Here is a 14461-nt window from a genome sequence, read left to right on the forward strand (position 1 = left end):
ACGCGCCGAAGGGCCCGCCCGACTTCCCGGCCTGGCGAGCCCCACGACTCGGCGAACCCCTACACCAAGAAAAGAGAGGTCCCCGTGACCGAGCAGACTACCTTCACCGCTCCGAACGCAGGTCAGATGCGGTTCGCGCTCGATCTGATCCGCTGGTACTCCATCCACTTCCCGGAGCTGCCCGCCCCCTACGTCACGCTCAACGCCCACCCGGGCCGCACCGTGCTGAACATCCAGACGCCGGACCAGGCCGCGTTCGAGATGTGGCGTGAGGCGCTGGAGTTCGACGCGGAGAACGTCGAGCTCACCGGGAACGGCACCGACGCGTGGCTGAACCTGAGCCAGCAGGCGCGGCAGTTCCAGGTGCCAGTGCACCTGACCTGCCACCAGATCCCGGTTGTGGCCCCGCGCCCGGCGGCGGACGAGCAGGTGGCGGCATGAGTACGCCGCTGGTGGTGAACACGCTCGACGGGACGGTGTGGACGCGTCGCGCCGTGACCCCTGGGGGTCTCGCCCTGTACGCGGTGGCTGGCGTGTGCCAGTGCCCGGAGTTCGTGATGGCGACGCTGCCGGAGCTGGCGGAGCACGGGATCGCGGGTTCGGCTGACGTGCTGCCCGTCCCGGCCGGCACCGAGCCGTCGGTGGATGAGTCGGCGGACCGTCTGACCGCGCTCCTCGCCCCGACGCAGGCCCTCCGCGAGGAGCCGCACGACGGGCCGCTGCACCGCGACTACCGCCTCGGCCGGGACATGCCCGAGACGGGTGGTGTCCGGTGACCCTCACCTACGACCCCACCAAGCACCTCCTTGGCTACGGCCGACGCGACGTGATCACGGGCGTGCTGCACGGTCACATTCGCTGGCCCAACGGGCGCCCGCCCACCCCGTCCGGGTGCCGCTGGTGCGGCACCGAGCAGAGCGGTCACGGCCGCCGGTGGACGCCGGGCCACGGGATTCACGCATGGATGCAGCCGACGCAGGCGCAGATCCTCGCGCGGATGAAGGCCCGCCGCGCGGCGCGCAAGGCCGTGTGCCGCTGCCCGCAGGACGACGAGTGGCGTCCGTTCGCCCCAGTCTTCGACACGTACGAGTGCGAGGCCGTCGACTGCCACGGCTACTTCTCGGAGCTGAACCCGTTCGGGGGCGGCCCGGCTCACGGACACGACGCGAAGGTCTCCCGTACCTGCGGGTGCGGCTGGCGTACGAGCGTCTGGCACGTGGCTGACGGGTCGGCGGAGGCCGAGCTCCACGACCACGTCACCACGGTTCACGGCGGCACTGCGCCCACCGAGACGGGCGGTGTCCGGTGACGATCCCCGCCGCGATCTGCCTCGGCATCTCCGCCTACGCCGCCGGCCTCGTGCCGTTCCTCCTCCTGGTGGACGCCGAGCACCTGACGCCCCGCGTCGTGCGTGAGGCCCTGGCCTCCGCCCGCGCCGCCGTCCAGCGTGCCGCGCTCTCCACCGCCGCCCTCGTGCTCCTGCTCTCCGCTCCGAAGGGAGCACTCCGATGACGCACCACATTGACGGCCCGTTCCCCATCGCGCTCGCCGCCACGAAGGACGGGGCCGCGCTCGACGTCACCCAGTACCTCGTGCGCGCCGTGTTCCTGGAGCTGTTCGAGGACGCCGACGCCGACTCGAAGTCGTTCGGCGAGGAGTTCGCCGACATGCACTCCCTCGCGCAGGCCGCGCAGCGGGGCGGTGCCGACAGCCACGCGCGGCACGAGTTCGACGTGCGCATGGAGCGGATGATCGAGCGCTACGCGGACGGCGGGAAGGTCGACCTGTACGCCACGGGTGTCGGTCAGCTCCTCTCCGCTGTCCGGGAGATCGCGGCGCCGCGTCCGGTGCCGGGTCAGCGAGGTGCCGCATGAGCGCCCACGACATCGAGAGCTATCCGGGCGAACTCGCCATGCTGCGCGGCTTGGTTCGTGTCATCCGCACCATCGCGATGCACAGCGACATCGACGAACTGCGTCGAGTGCTCGCTGAGCACGAAATCGACGAACAGGCCGCGTACTCCGCCCGGGATGAGAAGGCCACCGTTGCGGCGGCGACGGCCACTCCCCCGCCGTTCATCGAGAACGCCCGGGTCCGCGCCCTCCACGAGGCGATGATCGCCAACCCCGGCGAGTGGCGCGTCGGAGCCGCCCGCCGCGTGCTCCTCGCCGCCGGGTTCACCGGCCTCGGCCGCAACTCGGCGAGCCAGTACCTCAAAGCCCTCGTCGCGCTCGGCCTCGCCACCGCGCACGGCCCCGACGACGCCCGCTTCTACACGCTCAGCACCACCGGAAAGGACGGCCGCGCATGACCGGGCCCGAGCACTACCGCGAGGCCGAGAATCTCCTCGGCTACGCCGAAGCCCGCGACGCCGAGCTGCGTGGCGACGCCGAGGACATGTCGTTCCTCGCCGAGGCGCAGGTCCACGCGACGCTCGCCCTGGCCGCCGCCACGGCGCTCGCGAACGCCGACCGGTCCGCCTCGGCCGAGTACGTCCGGTACGACGGCGCCGAGTGGCGACGTGCTGCTGGGGTCGCGATCCCGCTGCAGGGGGACGACGACTGATGACGACGACCGTGCAGGCCGGGGCGAGCACCGCCCCGGCCGCCGGCCGGAAGGTCACACCGACCGGCCGCCTCCTCCTCGAACCCACTGCCCCCCGCGACGTGTGGCTCGATGCCCGCCGCCGCGGTATCGGCTCCAGCGACCTGCCCGGCGTCATGAACCTCTCCGGCTTCAAAACGCCGCTGCACATCTTCCACGACAAGCTCGGCCACCTCCCGCACGACGACGAGTTCAGCGACGCAGCCCACTTCGGGGTGATCTTCGAGGACCCGCTCGCCCGCGACTGGGCCCGCCGAAACCGCACCGTCGTCGAGCCCGTCGGCATCATCGCCAACGAGGCCGAACCGTGGCAGATGTGCACCCTCGACCGGCTGTGCACCGAGTGCCCCCTCGACCGCACCCGCCAGTCGCTGTGCGCGCTGGAGGTCAAGACCCGCAACGCGTTCGTCGCGAACCTCTGGCGCCAGGGCCCGCCGGACGACGTCCTCGCCCAAGTGCTCTGGCAGATCCTCGTCACCGGCCTCGACCACATCCACGTCGTATGTCTGATCGGTGGCCAGGACTACCGGCAGTACACCGTGCGCCTCGAGGACCACATCAAGTTGGTCGCGTACCTCAACGCCGAGGCCGGACGTTTGTGGCACGAGCACATCGTGCCCGGCCGCCCGCCGGCCTCGTCCGGCGAGGAGCCGCCCGGCGCCCTGATCGACCTGTACGACCGGCTCCACCCGGATAGGTCCGGGGCCGTGGTCGTCGACCGTGACGGTGACGCGCAGGACGCGATGGCCGAGTACGTCGAGGCCGTCGCCACAGAGCGCAAGGCGAAGTACAAGAAGGCCGCGGCCAAAGCCAAGCTCCTCGGCGTGCTCGGCCCGGCGCAGGCCGCGATGTATCAGGACCGCCCGTTCTTCTCTATCGAGCAGTCCTCGAAGAAGACGCCGGATCTGGCGCGTCTGGCCGAGGAATTCCCCGAGGCGTACCGCGCGTGCGTGGCCGACGTGCCACACGACCGGATCGCCATCCCCAAGTACGTGCGTGAGGAGTTCGCCGCATGACGTCCCTGACCGAGCGAGCCGAACAGGCCGCCACCGGCGAGCAGCCCGACACTCCTGCCGCCCCGCAGTACGCGGCGCCGGCTGCCTCCGAACCGCTGCCCGTCTACGACTACGAAGCGTCCGAGGACTACCCGGCCCCAGCCATGGTGCCCGTGCACCTCGCCTGGCTCCGCGTCCGCAACGACGTCCGCGCCGTCGCCAAGAGCGACAAGCACATCGAGAACAACAAGGTGAAGTACCACTTCCGCGGCATCGAGGCCGCGCTGAACGCCTTCGGCCCTGCCACCCTGCGCCATGGCATCAACGTGATGGCCGTCGACATCACGACCTCCTACCGCGACACCAAGTCGAGCCGCGGCAACCCGATGCGGGAGTGCACGGTCGTCGTCACCTGGCAGATCCTCGGCCCCAAGGGCGACAGCCTGCCGCTTCTGCGGTCGGCCGGCGAGTCGCTGGACTCCGGCGACAAGGGCACCGCGAAGGCGCAGTCCCTGGCGCTGCGGGCCCTGTTGTTCAACACGGGCATGATCCCGACCGGTGACCCGGAGCCGGAGGCACAGCACGTCGAACGGGGCGAGGCGCCGCAGCGCTCCGCCACCGACTACCGCGACGAGATCATCAACCCGAAGACGTCACCTGGTCGCCTGGAGCAGATCAGCTACGAGCTGCGCAACGCCCGGATGCTGCACATCAAGGTCGCCAACGAGAACGGCGACGAGGAGACCCTCGACGCGCTCGGCATGCGGCACTACCAGGAGCGCACCGGCGGTGGCCAGTGAGCACCTTCGCTGAAGTCCGCAAGGCGGCATGGGACACCGAGACCACCGGACCCAACCCGACCGAGGACCGCATCGTCACCGCGGCATTCATCGTCCGCACGCCGGCCGGGGACAACATCTCCTTCTCCTGGCTGATCAACCCCGGGGTGCCGATCCCTGCCGAAGCCACGGCCGTGCACGGCATCGACGACGCCAAGGTGCAGGCCGAGGGCGCAGACCCAAAGGCCGCCCTCGACGAGATCGCCGTTTACGTAGCGCACGCGATCGAGCAGGGCATGCCGCTCATCGCGTTCAACCAGTCGTTCGACTGGTCGATCCTCCACTACGACCTGCTCCGCAACGGCCTGCCCACCGTGTATGACCGCGTCGGGTCCGCTGTGCTGCCGCTCGTCGACCCGATCGTCATCGACAAGCAGATGGATCGGTACGTCAAGGGCAGCGGCATGCGGAAGTTGCAGCCAACGGCGGCGCGCTACGGCGTCGAGCTGACCGACTGGCACACCGCCGAGGCCGACGCACTCGCCGCCCTGTTGATCGCCGAGGCGCAGTTCGCGAAGTGGCCGCAGCTCGGCGCGGACGGGCCGTACAAGTTGTTCGCCGATCAGCAGCGTTGGCGGGCCTCGCACCAGGCCGGGTTGCAGGACTGGTTCCGCACGAAGGCCACGCCGGAGCAGGGCGGCGACCTGAACAAGGTGATCGACGGCTCGTGGCCGCTCATCCCCGCGCCGCGTCCGGGCGGTGACGCCTGATGTCGCCGCTCCGCGTCCTCCGCCAGATCATCGCGCCCACCGGGAAGCACCGCGCCACGGCCGGTGTCCTCGACGAGGCCGAGTTCGAGCAGCTCCTGGCCGACGGCGACATCGAAGCCAACGAATGCGCGCCCTGCCCCAACTGCACGCGCACCACCTTCCACGCCATGCACACCGACGGGTCCCGCACGTGCTGGACCTGCAACACCACCACCGCAGGTGACCAGTGAACAAGCCGTACGTCGTCAAGCTCCCCGCCGGCATGCCGCTGCTGAACGCGAACCAGCGGCTCCACCACCGGCCGAAAGCAAAGATCACCGCCGCGATCCGGGCCCTCACCATGGAGGCCGTCAGCGACTGCCCCTCCCTGATGGACGCCCTCGCCGCGGCCAAGCCCGGCCCGCTGTTCCAGCGCGCGCACGTCCTCGGCGTCCTGCACCCGGCCACCGCACGCCGCGCCGACCCCGCGAACTGGTACCCGTCCTTCAAGGCCGCGGTAGACGGGCTCGTCGACGCCGGCCTCCTCGATGACGACGACCACACGCAGCTCGTCGGCCCGGACATGCGCCTCGGCGCGAAGGTCAGCGGCGGCCAGCTCGTGCTCGTCATCACCGGCCTGGTCGCCGGCGCCGACCCGCTCTCGAACGGGGCGTGGTGACCATGCAGATCCGCGCAGACGTCGCCGAACTCCTCCGCGCCGGCCTCTCCGACAAGGCCATCGCCAGTGAACTCGGAGTCGATGCGAAGAAGACCGTCCGCCGAGCCCGCGTCGCACTCGGTATCGCTCCTGTCCCCAGCGGAAAGCGCCCCGCAAGCAGTCCGGAAGACCTGTTCTGGCATCGCGTCCAGCCCACCGACGACGGACACCTGATCTGGACGGGCTACCGCAGCCGCGTTGGAACTCTGAGCCTGCGACACGGCGGCAGGACCCACACCGCTCTGCGCATCGCGTTCCGCATCAAGCACGGCCGCGAGCCCGAGGGCCACGTCACGCCGACGTGCGACCGCGACGGCTGCGTCGCCCCTGCCCACACCCAGGACCGGCGCATCCGCGAGCAGACCAACGCTCTCTTCACCGCGATCTTCCGGGAGGTCTCGGCGTGATCATCCACACCCCGTACTCCATCGCGGCCCCCACCCCGGCCAACGCCGAGGACTGGCGCACTCGCGCCACGTGCCGCCAGGTCGACCCCGAGACGATGTTCCCGGACAACGACAAGGCTGGGATCGAAGAGGCCCGCGACGTCTGCCGCCCATGCCCCGTTCGCCAAGAGTGCCTGCGCTCCGTCCTCCACTGGGAAGGCAACCGCGGCAAGGACATGCGCTGGGGCATCTTCGCCGGCCTCACCCCTCAGCAGCGACAGCGCGCCTACGCCAACTACGGCAAGGGCCGACAGTGACCGGCCGACGGCGCCGACGCGCCCCGCCCGATCTGCCGCCCGGCGGAGTCCTCGACTGGCGCGACTCCTCGCACTGGTCCAGCCGCGCACTCCCCTGCCGCTACTGCGGACACGACACCCACCTCCGCGACTCCAAGCGCAGCCCCGCACACAAGGTCTGCGCAGAACAGGCCCTCGCACAGCAGGTCGCAGAAGCGGCCGACGCCTACCAGAACGGAACCCTGTAATGCCGAAGCTCAGCCCCGCCGACGTCCCCGAGGTCAAGCTCGACTCCGCGGCCGCCAGCATCGAAGCCAGCCTCCCCCGCGAGGTTCGCCGTGGTCTCTTCGAGAAGCCCGGCACGACCGTCGTCGCCATCGTCGAACTCACCTCCAAGAGCTACACGGGTCACGCCGAGGGTGAAGACAAGGACCCGCAGGTCAAGGTCCGCGTCACCGGCTGCGAAGTCGCCCGCACTGACGACGATGCCGCGGCCCTCCTGGACGCCAAGCGCGCCATGTGGAGGGACCGCCAGATCGAAGGAACCCTCGACGAGATCGGCCAGGGCCCGCGCCGCCCCGACGCCGCCCTCCTCGACATCACCGCGACGAAGCCGACCGAGGACCAGCTCAAGGAGCACCGCCGCCAGATCGAGGACCAGCGCCGCGCCGAGTACGTCCGCTGACCCACCCGCCCGGGGTAGCCCACGCCGGCCGCCCCGGGCCAGGGATCTTGCCGCAACGGTTCCGCAACATCACTGAGAGAAGAGCGAGTTGAGCACAGAGGAGCAGGCCACCCCCGCGAGCGGCAGCGTCCCGCACGCGTACGGCAACGCCCTCGCATGGAAGTGGTCACGCCAGATGCCCACAGCCCTGCGCCGCGGCTTCCTCACGCTGCTCTACGCCCTGCGCTCCATGGCCAACGCCAACGGCGAGCTGAAGTTCCACAGCGACCACAAGGCCATCCGCATCCAGGACATCGCCAAGGCCGCCGGCGCCGACGAGAAGGACACCAGGCGCTACCTCGAGGCCGCCATCCGCGCCGGTGTCGTTGGCACCAAGGGTGAGCGCAAGAGGGGCAAGGCGACGCTCTACACGCTCGCGGTGACGCCGTGGCCGAACTGGGATGCCGCGGAGGCCTACCTCGACGCGACGAAGCGGGAGCGGCCGGGACGCAAGCCGGGTCCCTGGACGGAGAAGAACGGGGGGCGGTCCCCCGAACCCGAGGAGTCGAAGTTCGGGGGACCGGCCCCGGAACTTACCGGCGGTACGGAGAAAGAAGTTCAGGGGACCGCCCCCCGTATGAGTTCGGGGGACCACCCCCCGATTGGTTCGGGGGACCGCCCCCCGAATAACCCAGGTAGTACCCATGAGATCTCCCATGAGGCGGCCGGGGTGGTCTTCCAACCTCAGGTAGTTGGGGCGACCGGAACAACAGAGATCGCCCCCCAAGACCAAAACCCCCACGACGACGAGCCCGCCGACTTCGTCCGCTGCGCCCGCTGCAACCGCCCGATGCTCCCGAGGCACGGCCGCACCACACACCCCAACTGCCCACCCGTCACCGCCGAACACCGGAGCGCCTCATGACGACGCCACACGAGCGCCTCACAGCCGAGGAGATCCCCACCGGCACCTTCGGGCACGCACTCCCCCCACGCCCCGCAGAACGCCCCACATGCCCCGGCACCACCTGGACCGCCATCCAGCAAGCCCAGCACTGCGCCGACCTCCTCGAAGCCATCACCGACTGGGTCTGGGACGAAGAAACCCGCGCCGACGAACGCCGACACCTCCAACTCGTCGAAACCGAGAGCCACAAAGACGCCGCCTGACACGCGCGCTCATCCGGTTAAGGCCGGCCTCGCGCACAACCCATGGCCCAACCAGACACCGTCACAACGGAGATCACGATGACCGACCGCCCGTACACCGACGCCGACCTCCGCCACGAAGCCGCCCGTCAGCACGCCGGCTGCTCGTGGGATCCCGACTACATGGGCGTTGGTGAGCAGATGAGCGATCAGCCTTGCCCGCCCACCGACGAGCCCGGCCCTGGACTCCACACGTGGGGCGACCTCACCCGCGACGAGTTCGACGAGGCACAGCGGAAGATCCACGACCTGATCAACGACGCGGCCAACGTGTCCGCGTGGGCTGTCCAGCTCGGCGCAGATGGACTCGCCCCGTCCACCGAGCACGAGATCACCGTCGACGCTGGCCGCCCGATCGCCCGCATGCACTTCGCGTTCGAGCCGGACATGCCCGAGGAGATGCGTACCGCGCTCGTTGAGGGTGTCGGCCACGCGATCGATACCGCGCTCGACGGCAGCGAGTACAGCGACGACAGCGAGGCGTTCAACCTGATCAGCTCGATCGCCTCCCAGCTGCGCGACGCCACTGATGGCGACGAGCACCACGCCGTCGGCCTGATCTATGACCTCGCGATGGGCAGCACCACGATCGCCGACGCCCGCGCGCAGCTCGCCGAGCTGACGTTCCGCCACGTCTGAGAGCGCCGGCCGCCGCGGCCCGAACCTGCGGCGGCCGGCCCGACCAGTCCACCACACGACACCCCGGAGCCAAGATGCCCACCGACCGCCCGCCGCTCAGTCCATGCCGCCGCAACGACCGGCACGACGAGCACGTGTACGAGGTGTACGGGCGCCCCTTCCAGTGCCTCGGCTACACCCCTCGCACCGAGGCCGAGCTCCTCGCCGAGCTCGCCCCGCTCGCCGCGCTCGTCGCCGAGAAGCTGCGCACCGTCCCCGTCCGCCTGATCGGCCGCGGCGGAGCCGACGACCTGATCTCCGAACTCACCCTCGCCGCCGCCCTGTACTGCGCGAAGCACGTCCTCCCCGCTGGCCCGCCGCCTGCGCCCGACCCGGCCGAGACCGACGAGGAGCGCGCCGATCGCGAGGAGACCGAACGCGCGCACGCCCACGGCGACCACACGTACTGCGGCGCCACCTGCGAGACCGAGTTCCCCACCGAGCTGCTCCGCAACACCATCCTCGCCAAGGGCTACCCCGGCACCGCAGGCATGCTCGACGAGATGCTCCGCCGCGCCCGCGCAGAGGCCGCCGCCGCGCCGTCTGCGCCCGCCAGCCAGACCGTGCGCCGCGAGCGGTACGCCGCCGCGATCCGTGAGACCGACGGATGGGTACTTGATGACGGGCAACACATGATCGCCGCCGTCATGGCCGTTGCAGACGCCGAGCACGCCGAACTCCGCCGCGAGCGTGATCTCGCCATCGCCCACGACCGGCAGCCCTACCCGACCGCATGGGCCTACGAGCAGGCGTGCGCAGCGCTGCGCCGGAAGACCGACACGATCGAGCGCGTTCGTGCGGTGCTTGAGACGGAGGCCGTCGTCGATCGAAGCGCCCTTGAGTACCGGGGGCTGATCACCACTGCCCTCATGGCCGACGAGTCGCAGCAGGCCCACGCATTCGTGCCAGACGCACCCCGCGCACCGGGACTCTGCGCCACCTGTGGCGACTCCCGCGCCTGGCACCGCGGCGTGACCGACGAGGAGCAACAGCCGTGATCCACGACCTCATCACCACCGCACAACTCGTCCTCTACGCCTCGCTCGCATGGTCCGCAGTCGCCGGCATCCTCGTCGCCTCCGTCATCGTCGCCCTCGCCGGAGCCGTCACCGGACTGTGGGCCCGCATCGGCACCGGCCGCCGTGCCGAGCAGCCTGCGGCCGAGTACGAGGAAGCCGCATGATCACCGGCCTCGCGTTGGGCCTGGTGCTCGGCCCGTTCGCCTCCGCGCTCCTGCTCACCATCCGGTGGGCAGGGCGCACCCTCCTCCACCACGTCCGTCCGCGCCGCACGGCCAAGCCATGACCGCCGAACAGCTCGCCCTCGGCTGCGAACCCGACTGGGACGACGACGAGTTCGAAGACGACGAGCCCGACCCCATCCCCGCCGACCTCCGCGGCCAAGGACTCCCCTACGACGCCCGCATCGACGACATCCCCCTCACCGGGAGGTACCTGTGACACCCGACCAGCGCATCGCCCGAACCTGTGACGCACTCGCTCTCGCCTCCACGGCCGGCGCCGTCTACCTCGGCTGGACGTACAGCCTGTGGGCCGCCGCAGCGTGCGCGTACGTCGCCCTGTTCCTCGTCTGGTGCGCCCGCGCCCACCACCGACACCACCGCATTCGCAGAGCCCGCGCCAGGCTCGCCGAACGCGCAGCCCGAGGCCTCCCCATCGACCCGATCGTCTACACCGTCATCCCGTGCTGCGACCTGTCCGAGCACGCCGCCGGCAACGCACACGACATCGACTGCCTGCGCCACCTCGCGCCGGTCAGCAACCCGAAGAGGAGCAGCGCCGCATGACTCACCGCATCCCGCTGGACGAGCTGACCAGCGACCAACTCGACGCCTTGTACGCGCACGCCGAACGGGCCGAGGCCGCCCTCGTCCGCGTCCACCACGTTGCCGCCGCCATCCACAGCGGAGCACCGTGGGCCGCCAGCCGCTACGAAACAGCCGCGCGGATCCGCGCGGCCACCGGACCTGACTCAGCAGCCACCGAAGCTATCGAGCCCGCTCACACCGCGTCCACGCTCCGGGCCCGACTCCGCGCAGCCATCGAGCCCATGCTCCTGGAGTACCCCGAGCACAACCGCACCGACGAGCACGAGGAGCTCCTGGCCGAGATCATCACCGGCGTCCTCGGCGTGGTCATCCCGCACGGCCGGTTCATGCGCGCTATGCACCAGAGCGCCGAGGAAGACGTCGAGCGCCTCACCAGAGAACGTGACGGCGCGTACCGCGAGCGCACGAGCCACACCGCCCTCCTCGCCGCACTGACCCCGGGAGCCATCGTCGCCCCCGCCACAGACATCGACGAACCCGGCTGGCAGATCGCGTACCTCAACATCGGTGGCCACCAGGCCTCATGGCACGTCAGCCCACGCGACGCCGATCTAGTCGCCGGTATCGAGCATGTGCCAGCCGATGACCCGCGCGCTCGGTGGGACGGCCACACGACCACTGCCAAGTACGCATGGATGCAGGCGTACACCGCCGAACTGCTCCGTCGGTGCGGCCCGGAGTGCGCCGAGATGCACACCGAGACGGGACGCTGTGAGATCGCGAGGAACCGATGATGCCCGTCCCGCTCACGATCGCGGCCCTGTTCGTCGTCACAGTCCTGGCCTTCCCGTGGGCAGTGAACCTGTTCGCCCGCTACCTGGCCTATGTGAACCGCACCTTCGACCGGGGGCACAACCGCCGACGCTGAACAGCACGAAGGGGCGCGCCTCTCGACCTCCCCAGGCCAGGCACGCCCCCACCGGTGGACTCACCGTACCGCCCCACGCACCACAGGAGCCCACGATGACCACCACCGCCACACACCTCCGCACCATCGCCCTCCACTGGGAAGACCTCCACGACGCCGCTGGCCAACCCGTCACCGTCGGCGCGTTCGGCCTCGGCCTCCGCGGCTACCTCGCCCGCCTCGACGAACTCGACGCAGAACAAGCCGAGTACGAGCGTCACCAGGCCGCGCACCGCCGCAGCCTCGAGCGGGACCCGATCCAGCTCGGAGACCGGCCCGTCCCCGTACGCCTCCACATCCTCGACACCATGCGCGCCATCGAAGCCGCCCTCCACGGCACCGCAGACCAGATCGCCGCCGCCGTCCAGCGCACGCCCATGCCGCTCGCGCCCAGCTCTTGGCCTGCCGCAGACAAGGAGCGCCGCAACCAGCTGGCACGCGCCGACGCAGCCGACCCGCGCCGCTGGCGGTGGACCGGCCGCCGCCGCCCGGCCCCGTACACCGCGCTGTGGCTCCTCGCCCGTGTCGAGGCACGGCCGGGGCCGTTCCGCGCGCTGACGGAACAGGAGGCCGCTCTGGTCGGGGCGACCGCCGCGGGGGCGGCCGGGCGCGTGGAGCGGGCTCTCGACATCGCTGCGCAGAGGCGGACGCTGGCCCAACGGTGCGCGTGCGGTGGGGAGATCGACATGCACGGCGGTGAGGGCCGGCCGCCCGTCGCGCACTGCGTGGGGTGCGGGCGGATCTGGACGGAGGCCGGGGTCGTCGCAGCGTGAGAGATGCCGCGGCAAGTGTCAGCGCCGTGCGGCAGAATAGTGAGCAGGCGCGGGGCCTAGGAAGAAAGAATTGAGGTTCCGCGCCATGCTTTTGCGCACCAAGTTCCGCGGCGGCCCGTTCGACGGCCTCGAAGGTGAACGTCTCATCACGGACGCCCTCGGCTACGAGGTCAAGATCCTTACGGAACACGAGCCCGGAGCCTTCGCCGTCTATCGGCGCTCCCAGCGCTTCGTGGCAGCTCTTCCGGTCGACGAGTACGCGTACGACTACACCGAGCATCCGCCCGTGCAGTGAGCAGCAGAAGGCCCGCCGGGACCGTACCCCTACGACCGACGGGCCTTCTATGCCTCCGAGGGCTCTACGACGGTAGTCCCTCAACCGTCAGGTGAGAAGACGGTCTTGACCACGCCCGAGCGGGGGCGCAGCCTGAACGTTCGCGCAGCCGGAAGGAGCCACCATGTCGACGCACAACGACGAAGTCCGCGTCATCGAATACTGGCCGACCGAGGACGAGCGCCGCATCGTCGCCATCAAGCGCAGTCCGGAAGTGGACGCGATGACGGACGAGGAACTGATCAGCCGGCGGGGCGCCGGCTCCGAGGCGCGACTCGTGACGCATGAGGACGAGAGCGGGCACCGGAGCGTCGCAGTCGTCCGCCGCAGTCCGGAGAACGACAAGCTGACCCATGAGGAGATCGTCGCCAAGTTCACCGAGTGGCAGCGCAGCCAACGGCACCTGCGGGCAGTCGACGACCCCGAGTAGGCGCAGACACGTGTCGTCCTAAGCCGCTTCGTATGAGTAGTCACCGCGTGCAAGGCGGGGGCGCACACCGGGTGTCGTCTCCCCGTGTGCGCCCGCAGCCGAGTGGATCGGGTCTCCGCAATCCACCTAGGCCGCCTCATAGTGGTGTGCGTGGCCCCCGCGCCACTTCACCCACGACGGATTGTCGAGTAGCTCCTCCGCATCCGGCAGGCCCGCTCGCCGCAGGAACTCGATCACGTCCCCATCCGAGTAGGCGAGGCCGAGGATCTGGCCGCGTGCCGTCACCCGCCGGCCGCCCGTGCCGAGCGGCGGGTGCACGACTATCGGCGCCACCGCCATAGCTCCATGGTCACCCGAACGGCCGAGCCACGCATGCGGCAGCCAGTGCGGTCGCGCCACGATCGGAGTGAGACCCGCCCGGAGCGTTCGCGCCTCTTCCAGCCGGGCGGGCTCCGCCTAGTCGAGTACGCCGAGCTCGGTGTCGGGCCGACAGTGGGGGCACGCGTCGATGCCCTCGGTCACGGCCCGCAGCGCCTGGTCCCGTTCGACGCCCCGGCTGCGCTTGCCCGCCATGTGGCAGCCGCCGACGTGGACGTATACGGGGTCGCGTCCGCCGAGGCCCATCTCGATGAGCCAGTCCGGGAGAGGCGGCCGGTGCTCCTGGCCGTACTGCTGCTCGGCTTCGCGCCGCTCAACGTCGGCGATCTTGCGCCGGACGACTTCGAGGCTCATGGCGAGCCAGGTCTCCAGCGTGCGGAGGCGGGGAAGATCCGGCGGCAAGTCGTTCACATGTTCGAGTCTATGACTCCGGGGCCGACTCGCCAGCCCGCGCCTTCGCCTTCACATCGGCCTCCACCTGATGCCGAGCGAGGCCCTGCTCCTTCGCATGCTCGGTGACCGCGGCCTGCGTGTCCCGGGCCAGGTCCCGCCAGGCGCGCCATGCCGTCTCGTACGTCGCCGTCTGCGTTTCAGCCCAGCCCCCTGCGGTGGGCGGGCCGTACTCGTCGCGCAGGCGCAGGACCTCGCGGTGCGCAGCGTTCGCCGCCTGCTGTCTCTCAACCAGTTCATCGAAGGTCGCCACGAGCGGATC

Annotated in this window: 32 protein-coding genes; 29 read left to right on the forward strand and 3 right to left on the reverse strand. The window is 70.4% G+C overall.

What is annotated here, in order from left to right:
* The first annotated feature begins 84 nt into the window (after nt 1-84).
* The 29 genes from LGI35_RS17965 to LGI35_RS18095 all read left to right on the forward strand — a co-directional run bounded on the left by LGI35_RS17965 (nt 85) and on the right by LGI35_RS18095 (nt 13371).
* Nucleotides 85-441, forward strand: coding sequence for a hypothetical protein (locus LGI35_RS17965; RefSeq protein WP_227294817.1), 357 nt, complete (start codon nt 85-87; stop codon nt 439-441).
* Nucleotides 438-776: a hypothetical protein gene (locus tag LGI35_RS17970; protein WP_227294818.1), complete on the forward strand. Its 339-nt coding sequence runs from the start codon at nt 438-440 to the stop codon at nt 774-776. The genes LGI35_RS17965 and LGI35_RS17970 overlap by 4 nt, the downstream gene beginning before the upstream one ends.
* Nucleotides 773-1309 (forward strand): hypothetical protein, encoded by a 537-nt coding sequence (locus LGI35_RS17975; RefSeq protein ID WP_227294819.1) that lies wholly within the window; start codon nt 773-775, stop codon nt 1307-1309. The genes LGI35_RS17970 and LGI35_RS17975 overlap by 4 nt, the downstream gene beginning before the upstream one ends.
* Nucleotides 1306-1512 carry a hypothetical protein gene (locus LGI35_RS17980; RefSeq protein ID WP_227294820.1) on the forward strand — a complete coding sequence of 69 codons (207 nt, stop codon included), beginning with the start codon at nt 1306-1308 and terminating at the stop codon, nt 1510-1512. Before LGI35_RS17975 ends, LGI35_RS17980 begins: the two co-directional genes overlap by 4 nt.
* Nucleotides 1509-1874, forward strand: a complete 366-nt coding sequence (locus tag LGI35_RS17985; protein WP_227294821.1) for a hypothetical protein — start codon at nt 1509-1511, stop codon at nt 1872-1874. The genes LGI35_RS17980 and LGI35_RS17985 overlap by 4 nt, the downstream gene beginning before the upstream one ends.
* A complete protein-coding gene (locus LGI35_RS17990; RefSeq protein WP_227294822.1) occupies nt 1871-2311 on the forward strand; it encodes a hypothetical protein in 441 nt (146 codons plus the stop codon). The genes LGI35_RS17985 and LGI35_RS17990 overlap by 4 nt, the downstream gene beginning before the upstream one ends.
* Complete coding sequence (locus tag LGI35_RS17995) at nt 2308-2565, forward strand: hypothetical protein (RefSeq protein ID WP_227294823.1); 258 nt, start codon at nt 2308-2310, stop codon at nt 2563-2565. Before LGI35_RS17990 ends, LGI35_RS17995 begins: the two co-directional genes overlap by 4 nt.
* Entirely contained in the window at nt 2565-3620 is a 1056-nt protein-coding gene (locus LGI35_RS18000; RefSeq protein WP_227294824.1) for a YqaJ viral recombinase family nuclease, read from the forward strand. Before LGI35_RS17995 ends, LGI35_RS18000 begins: the two co-directional genes overlap by 1 nt.
* Complete coding sequence (locus tag LGI35_RS18005) at nt 3617-4399, forward strand: ERF family protein (protein WP_227294825.1); 783 nt, start codon at nt 3617-3619, stop codon at nt 4397-4399. Before LGI35_RS18000 ends, LGI35_RS18005 begins: the two co-directional genes overlap by 4 nt.
* Nucleotides 4396-5148, forward strand: coding sequence for an exonuclease domain-containing protein (locus LGI35_RS18010; protein ID WP_227294826.1), 753 nt, complete (start codon nt 4396-4398; stop codon nt 5146-5148). The genes LGI35_RS18005 and LGI35_RS18010 overlap by 4 nt, the downstream gene beginning before the upstream one ends.
* Nucleotides 5148-5378 carry a hypothetical protein gene (locus LGI35_RS18015; RefSeq protein WP_227294827.1) on the forward strand — a complete coding sequence of 77 codons (231 nt, stop codon included), beginning with the start codon at nt 5148-5150 and terminating at the stop codon, nt 5376-5378. The genes LGI35_RS18010 and LGI35_RS18015 overlap by 1 nt, the downstream gene beginning before the upstream one ends.
* Entirely contained in the window at nt 5375-5806 is a 432-nt protein-coding gene (locus LGI35_RS18020) for a RusA family crossover junction endodeoxyribonuclease (RefSeq protein ID WP_227294828.1), read from the forward strand. Before LGI35_RS18015 ends, LGI35_RS18020 begins: the two co-directional genes overlap by 4 nt.
* A gap of 2 nt (nt 5807-5808) precedes the next feature.
* Complete coding sequence (locus tag LGI35_RS18025) at nt 5809-6252, forward strand: hypothetical protein (protein WP_227294829.1); 444 nt, start codon at nt 5809-5811, stop codon at nt 6250-6252.
* Nucleotides 6249-6548, forward strand: coding sequence for a WhiB family transcriptional regulator (locus LGI35_RS18030; protein WP_227294830.1), 300 nt, complete (start codon nt 6249-6251; stop codon nt 6546-6548). The genes LGI35_RS18025 and LGI35_RS18030 overlap by 4 nt, the downstream gene beginning before the upstream one ends.
* Nucleotides 6545-6775 carry a hypothetical protein gene (locus LGI35_RS18035; protein WP_227294831.1) on the forward strand — a complete coding sequence of 77 codons (231 nt, stop codon included), beginning with the start codon at nt 6545-6547 and terminating at the stop codon, nt 6773-6775. Before LGI35_RS18030 ends, LGI35_RS18035 begins: the two co-directional genes overlap by 4 nt.
* Nucleotides 6775-7212 carry a hypothetical protein gene (locus LGI35_RS18040; RefSeq protein WP_227294832.1) on the forward strand — a complete coding sequence of 146 codons (438 nt, stop codon included), beginning with the start codon at nt 6775-6777 and terminating at the stop codon, nt 7210-7212. The genes LGI35_RS18035 and LGI35_RS18040 overlap by 1 nt, the downstream gene beginning before the upstream one ends.
* Nucleotides 7213-7300: 88 nt before the next feature.
* On the forward strand, nt 7301-8116 hold the full coding sequence (locus LGI35_RS18045; protein ID WP_227294833.1) for a hypothetical protein: 816 nt from the start codon (nt 7301-7303) through the stop codon (nt 8114-8116).
* Nucleotides 8113-8361, forward strand: a complete 249-nt coding sequence (locus tag LGI35_RS18050; protein WP_227294834.1) for a hypothetical protein — start codon at nt 8113-8115, stop codon at nt 8359-8361. Before LGI35_RS18045 ends, LGI35_RS18050 begins: the two co-directional genes overlap by 4 nt.
* Nucleotides 8362-8439: 78 nt before the next feature.
* On the forward strand, nt 8440-9039 hold the full coding sequence (locus LGI35_RS18055) for a hypothetical protein (protein WP_227294835.1): 600 nt from the start codon (nt 8440-8442) through the stop codon (nt 9037-9039).
* Nucleotides 9040-9113: 74 nt separating this feature from the next.
* Complete coding sequence (locus LGI35_RS18060; RefSeq protein ID WP_227294836.1) at nt 9114-10076, forward strand: hypothetical protein; 963 nt, start codon at nt 9114-9116, stop codon at nt 10074-10076.
* Nucleotides 10073-10261 carry a hypothetical protein gene (locus tag LGI35_RS18065; protein WP_227294837.1) on the forward strand — a complete coding sequence of 63 codons (189 nt, stop codon included), beginning with the start codon at nt 10073-10075 and terminating at the stop codon, nt 10259-10261. The genes LGI35_RS18060 and LGI35_RS18065 overlap by 4 nt, the downstream gene beginning before the upstream one ends.
* The gene (locus LGI35_RS46115) at nt 10258-10383 is read left to right on the forward strand and encodes a hypothetical protein (protein WP_264484674.1); all 126 of its coding nucleotides are present in this window, start codon (nt 10258-10260) and stop codon (nt 10381-10383) included. Before LGI35_RS18065 ends, LGI35_RS46115 begins: the two co-directional genes overlap by 4 nt.
* Nucleotides 10380-10538 carry a hypothetical protein gene (locus tag LGI35_RS18070; protein WP_227294838.1) on the forward strand — a complete coding sequence of 53 codons (159 nt, stop codon included), beginning with the start codon at nt 10380-10382 and terminating at the stop codon, nt 10536-10538. The genes LGI35_RS46115 and LGI35_RS18070 overlap by 4 nt, the downstream gene beginning before the upstream one ends.
* Nucleotides 10535-10885 (forward strand): hypothetical protein, encoded by a 351-nt coding sequence (locus LGI35_RS18075; RefSeq protein ID WP_227294839.1) that lies wholly within the window; start codon nt 10535-10537, stop codon nt 10883-10885. The genes LGI35_RS18070 and LGI35_RS18075 overlap by 4 nt, the downstream gene beginning before the upstream one ends.
* Nucleotides 10882-11661, forward strand: coding sequence for a hypothetical protein (locus LGI35_RS18080; RefSeq protein ID WP_227294840.1), 780 nt, complete (start codon nt 10882-10884; stop codon nt 11659-11661). The genes LGI35_RS18075 and LGI35_RS18080 overlap by 4 nt, the downstream gene beginning before the upstream one ends.
* Nucleotides 11661-11795 (forward strand): hypothetical protein, encoded by a 135-nt coding sequence (locus LGI35_RS46120; RefSeq protein WP_264484675.1) that lies wholly within the window; start codon nt 11661-11663, stop codon nt 11793-11795. The genes LGI35_RS18080 and LGI35_RS46120 overlap by 1 nt, the downstream gene beginning before the upstream one ends.
* A gap of 95 nt (nt 11796-11890) precedes the next feature.
* Complete coding sequence (locus LGI35_RS18085) at nt 11891-12607, forward strand: hypothetical protein (RefSeq protein WP_227294841.1); 717 nt, start codon at nt 11891-11893, stop codon at nt 12605-12607.
* An 85-nt stretch (nt 12608-12692) separates the two neighbouring features.
* Entirely contained in the window at nt 12693-12902 is a 210-nt protein-coding gene (locus tag LGI35_RS18090; protein WP_227294842.1) for a hypothetical protein, read from the forward strand.
* Nucleotides 12903-13065: 163 nt separating this feature from the next.
* Nucleotides 13066-13371, forward strand: a complete 306-nt coding sequence (locus LGI35_RS18095) for a hypothetical protein (RefSeq protein WP_227294843.1) — start codon at nt 13066-13068, stop codon at nt 13369-13371.
* A 126-nt stretch (nt 13372-13497) separates the two neighbouring features.
* Here LGI35_RS18095 and LGI35_RS18100 read toward each other — a convergent pair whose 3' ends face one another.
* The 3 genes from LGI35_RS18100 to LGI35_RS18110 all read right to left on the reverse strand — a co-directional run bounded on the left by LGI35_RS18100 (nt 13498) and on the right by LGI35_RS18110 (nt 14452).
* A complete protein-coding gene (locus tag LGI35_RS18100) occupies nt 13498-13710 on the reverse strand; it encodes a hypothetical protein (protein WP_227300355.1) in 213 nt (70 codons plus the stop codon).
* Nucleotides 13711-13827: 117 nt separating this feature from the next.
* Complete coding sequence (locus LGI35_RS18105) at nt 13828-14160, reverse strand: DUF6233 domain-containing protein (RefSeq protein WP_227294844.1); 333 nt, start codon at nt 14158-14160, stop codon at nt 13828-13830.
* A 10-nt stretch (nt 14161-14170) separates the two neighbouring features.
* Nucleotides 14171-14452 (reverse strand): hypothetical protein, encoded by a 282-nt coding sequence (locus tag LGI35_RS18110; protein ID WP_227294845.1) that lies wholly within the window; start codon nt 14450-14452, stop codon nt 14171-14173.
* Between the last annotated feature and the right edge of the window lie 9 nt (nt 14453-14461).

This window comes from Streptomyces longhuiensis, from assembly GCF_020616555.1.
In the GTDB taxonomy this organism is placed as follows: Bacteria; Actinomycetota; Actinomycetes; order Streptomycetales; family Streptomycetaceae; genus Streptomyces; species Streptomyces longhuiensis.

What these genes read in the sequence shown, in the direction of transcription:
- LGI35_RS46115 (WP_264484674.1), top strand. Translation starts at nt 10,258, where the DNA reads ATGATCACCGGCCTCGCGTTGGGCCTGGTGCTCGGCCCGTTCGCCTCC.
- LGI35_RS17990 (WP_227294822.1), top strand. Translation starts at nt 1,871, where the DNA reads ATGAGCGCCCACGACATCGAGAGCTATCCGGGCGAACTCGCCATGCTG.
- LGI35_RS18000 (WP_227294824.1), top strand. Translation starts at nt 2,565, where the DNA reads ATGACGACGACCGTGCAGGCCGGGGCGAGCACCGCCCCGGCCGCCGGC.
- LGI35_RS18055 (WP_227294835.1), top strand. Translation starts at nt 8,440, where the DNA reads ATGACCGACCGCCCGTACACCGACGCCGACCTCCGCCACGAAGCCGCC.
- LGI35_RS17995 (WP_227294823.1), top strand. Translation starts at nt 2,308, where the DNA reads ATGACCGGGCCCGAGCACTACCGCGAGGCCGAGAATCTCCTCGGCTAC.
- LGI35_RS17970 (WP_227294818.1), top strand. Translation starts at nt 438, where the DNA reads ATGAGTACGCCGCTGGTGGTGAACACGCTCGACGGGACGGTGTGGACG.
- LGI35_RS18070 (WP_227294838.1), top strand. Translation starts at nt 10,380, where the DNA reads ATGACCGCCGAACAGCTCGCCCTCGGCTGCGAACCCGACTGGGACGAC.
- LGI35_RS18100 (WP_227300355.1), bottom strand. Translation starts at nt 13,710, where the DNA reads ATGGCGGTGGCGCCGATAGTCGTGCACCCGCCGCTCGGCACGGGCGGC.
- LGI35_RS18090 (WP_227294842.1), top strand. Translation starts at nt 12,693, where the DNA reads ATGCTTTTGCGCACCAAGTTCCGCGGCGGCCCGTTCGACGGCCTCGAA.
- LGI35_RS18005 (WP_227294825.1), top strand. Translation starts at nt 3,617, where the DNA reads ATGACGTCCCTGACCGAGCGAGCCGAACAGGCCGCCACCGGCGAGCAG.
- LGI35_RS18080 (WP_227294840.1), top strand. Translation starts at nt 10,882, where the DNA reads ATGACTCACCGCATCCCGCTGGACGAGCTGACCAGCGACCAACTCGAC.
- LGI35_RS18095 (WP_227294843.1), top strand. Translation starts at nt 13,066, where the DNA reads ATGTCGACGCACAACGACGAAGTCCGCGTCATCGAATACTGGCCGACC.
- LGI35_RS18015 (WP_227294827.1), top strand. Translation starts at nt 5,148, where the DNA reads ATGTCGCCGCTCCGCGTCCTCCGCCAGATCATCGCGCCCACCGGGAAG.
- LGI35_RS18025 (WP_227294829.1), top strand. Translation starts at nt 5,809, where the DNA reads ATGCAGATCCGCGCAGACGTCGCCGAACTCCTCCGCGCCGGCCTCTCC.
- LGI35_RS18040 (WP_227294832.1), top strand. Translation starts at nt 6,775, where the DNA reads ATGCCGAAGCTCAGCCCCGCCGACGTCCCCGAGGTCAAGCTCGACTCC.
- LGI35_RS18050 (WP_227294834.1), top strand. Translation starts at nt 8,113, where the DNA reads ATGACGACGCCACACGAGCGCCTCACAGCCGAGGAGATCCCCACCGGC.
- LGI35_RS18085 (WP_227294841.1), top strand. Translation starts at nt 11,891, where the DNA reads ATGACCACCACCGCCACACACCTCCGCACCATCGCCCTCCACTGGGAA.
- LGI35_RS46120 (WP_264484675.1), top strand. Translation starts at nt 11,661, where the DNA reads ATGCCCGTCCCGCTCACGATCGCGGCCCTGTTCGTCGTCACAGTCCTG.
- LGI35_RS18060 (WP_227294836.1), top strand. Translation starts at nt 9,114, where the DNA reads ATGCCCACCGACCGCCCGCCGCTCAGTCCATGCCGCCGCAACGACCGG.
- LGI35_RS17985 (WP_227294821.1), top strand. Translation starts at nt 1,509, where the DNA reads ATGACGCACCACATTGACGGCCCGTTCCCCATCGCGCTCGCCGCCACG.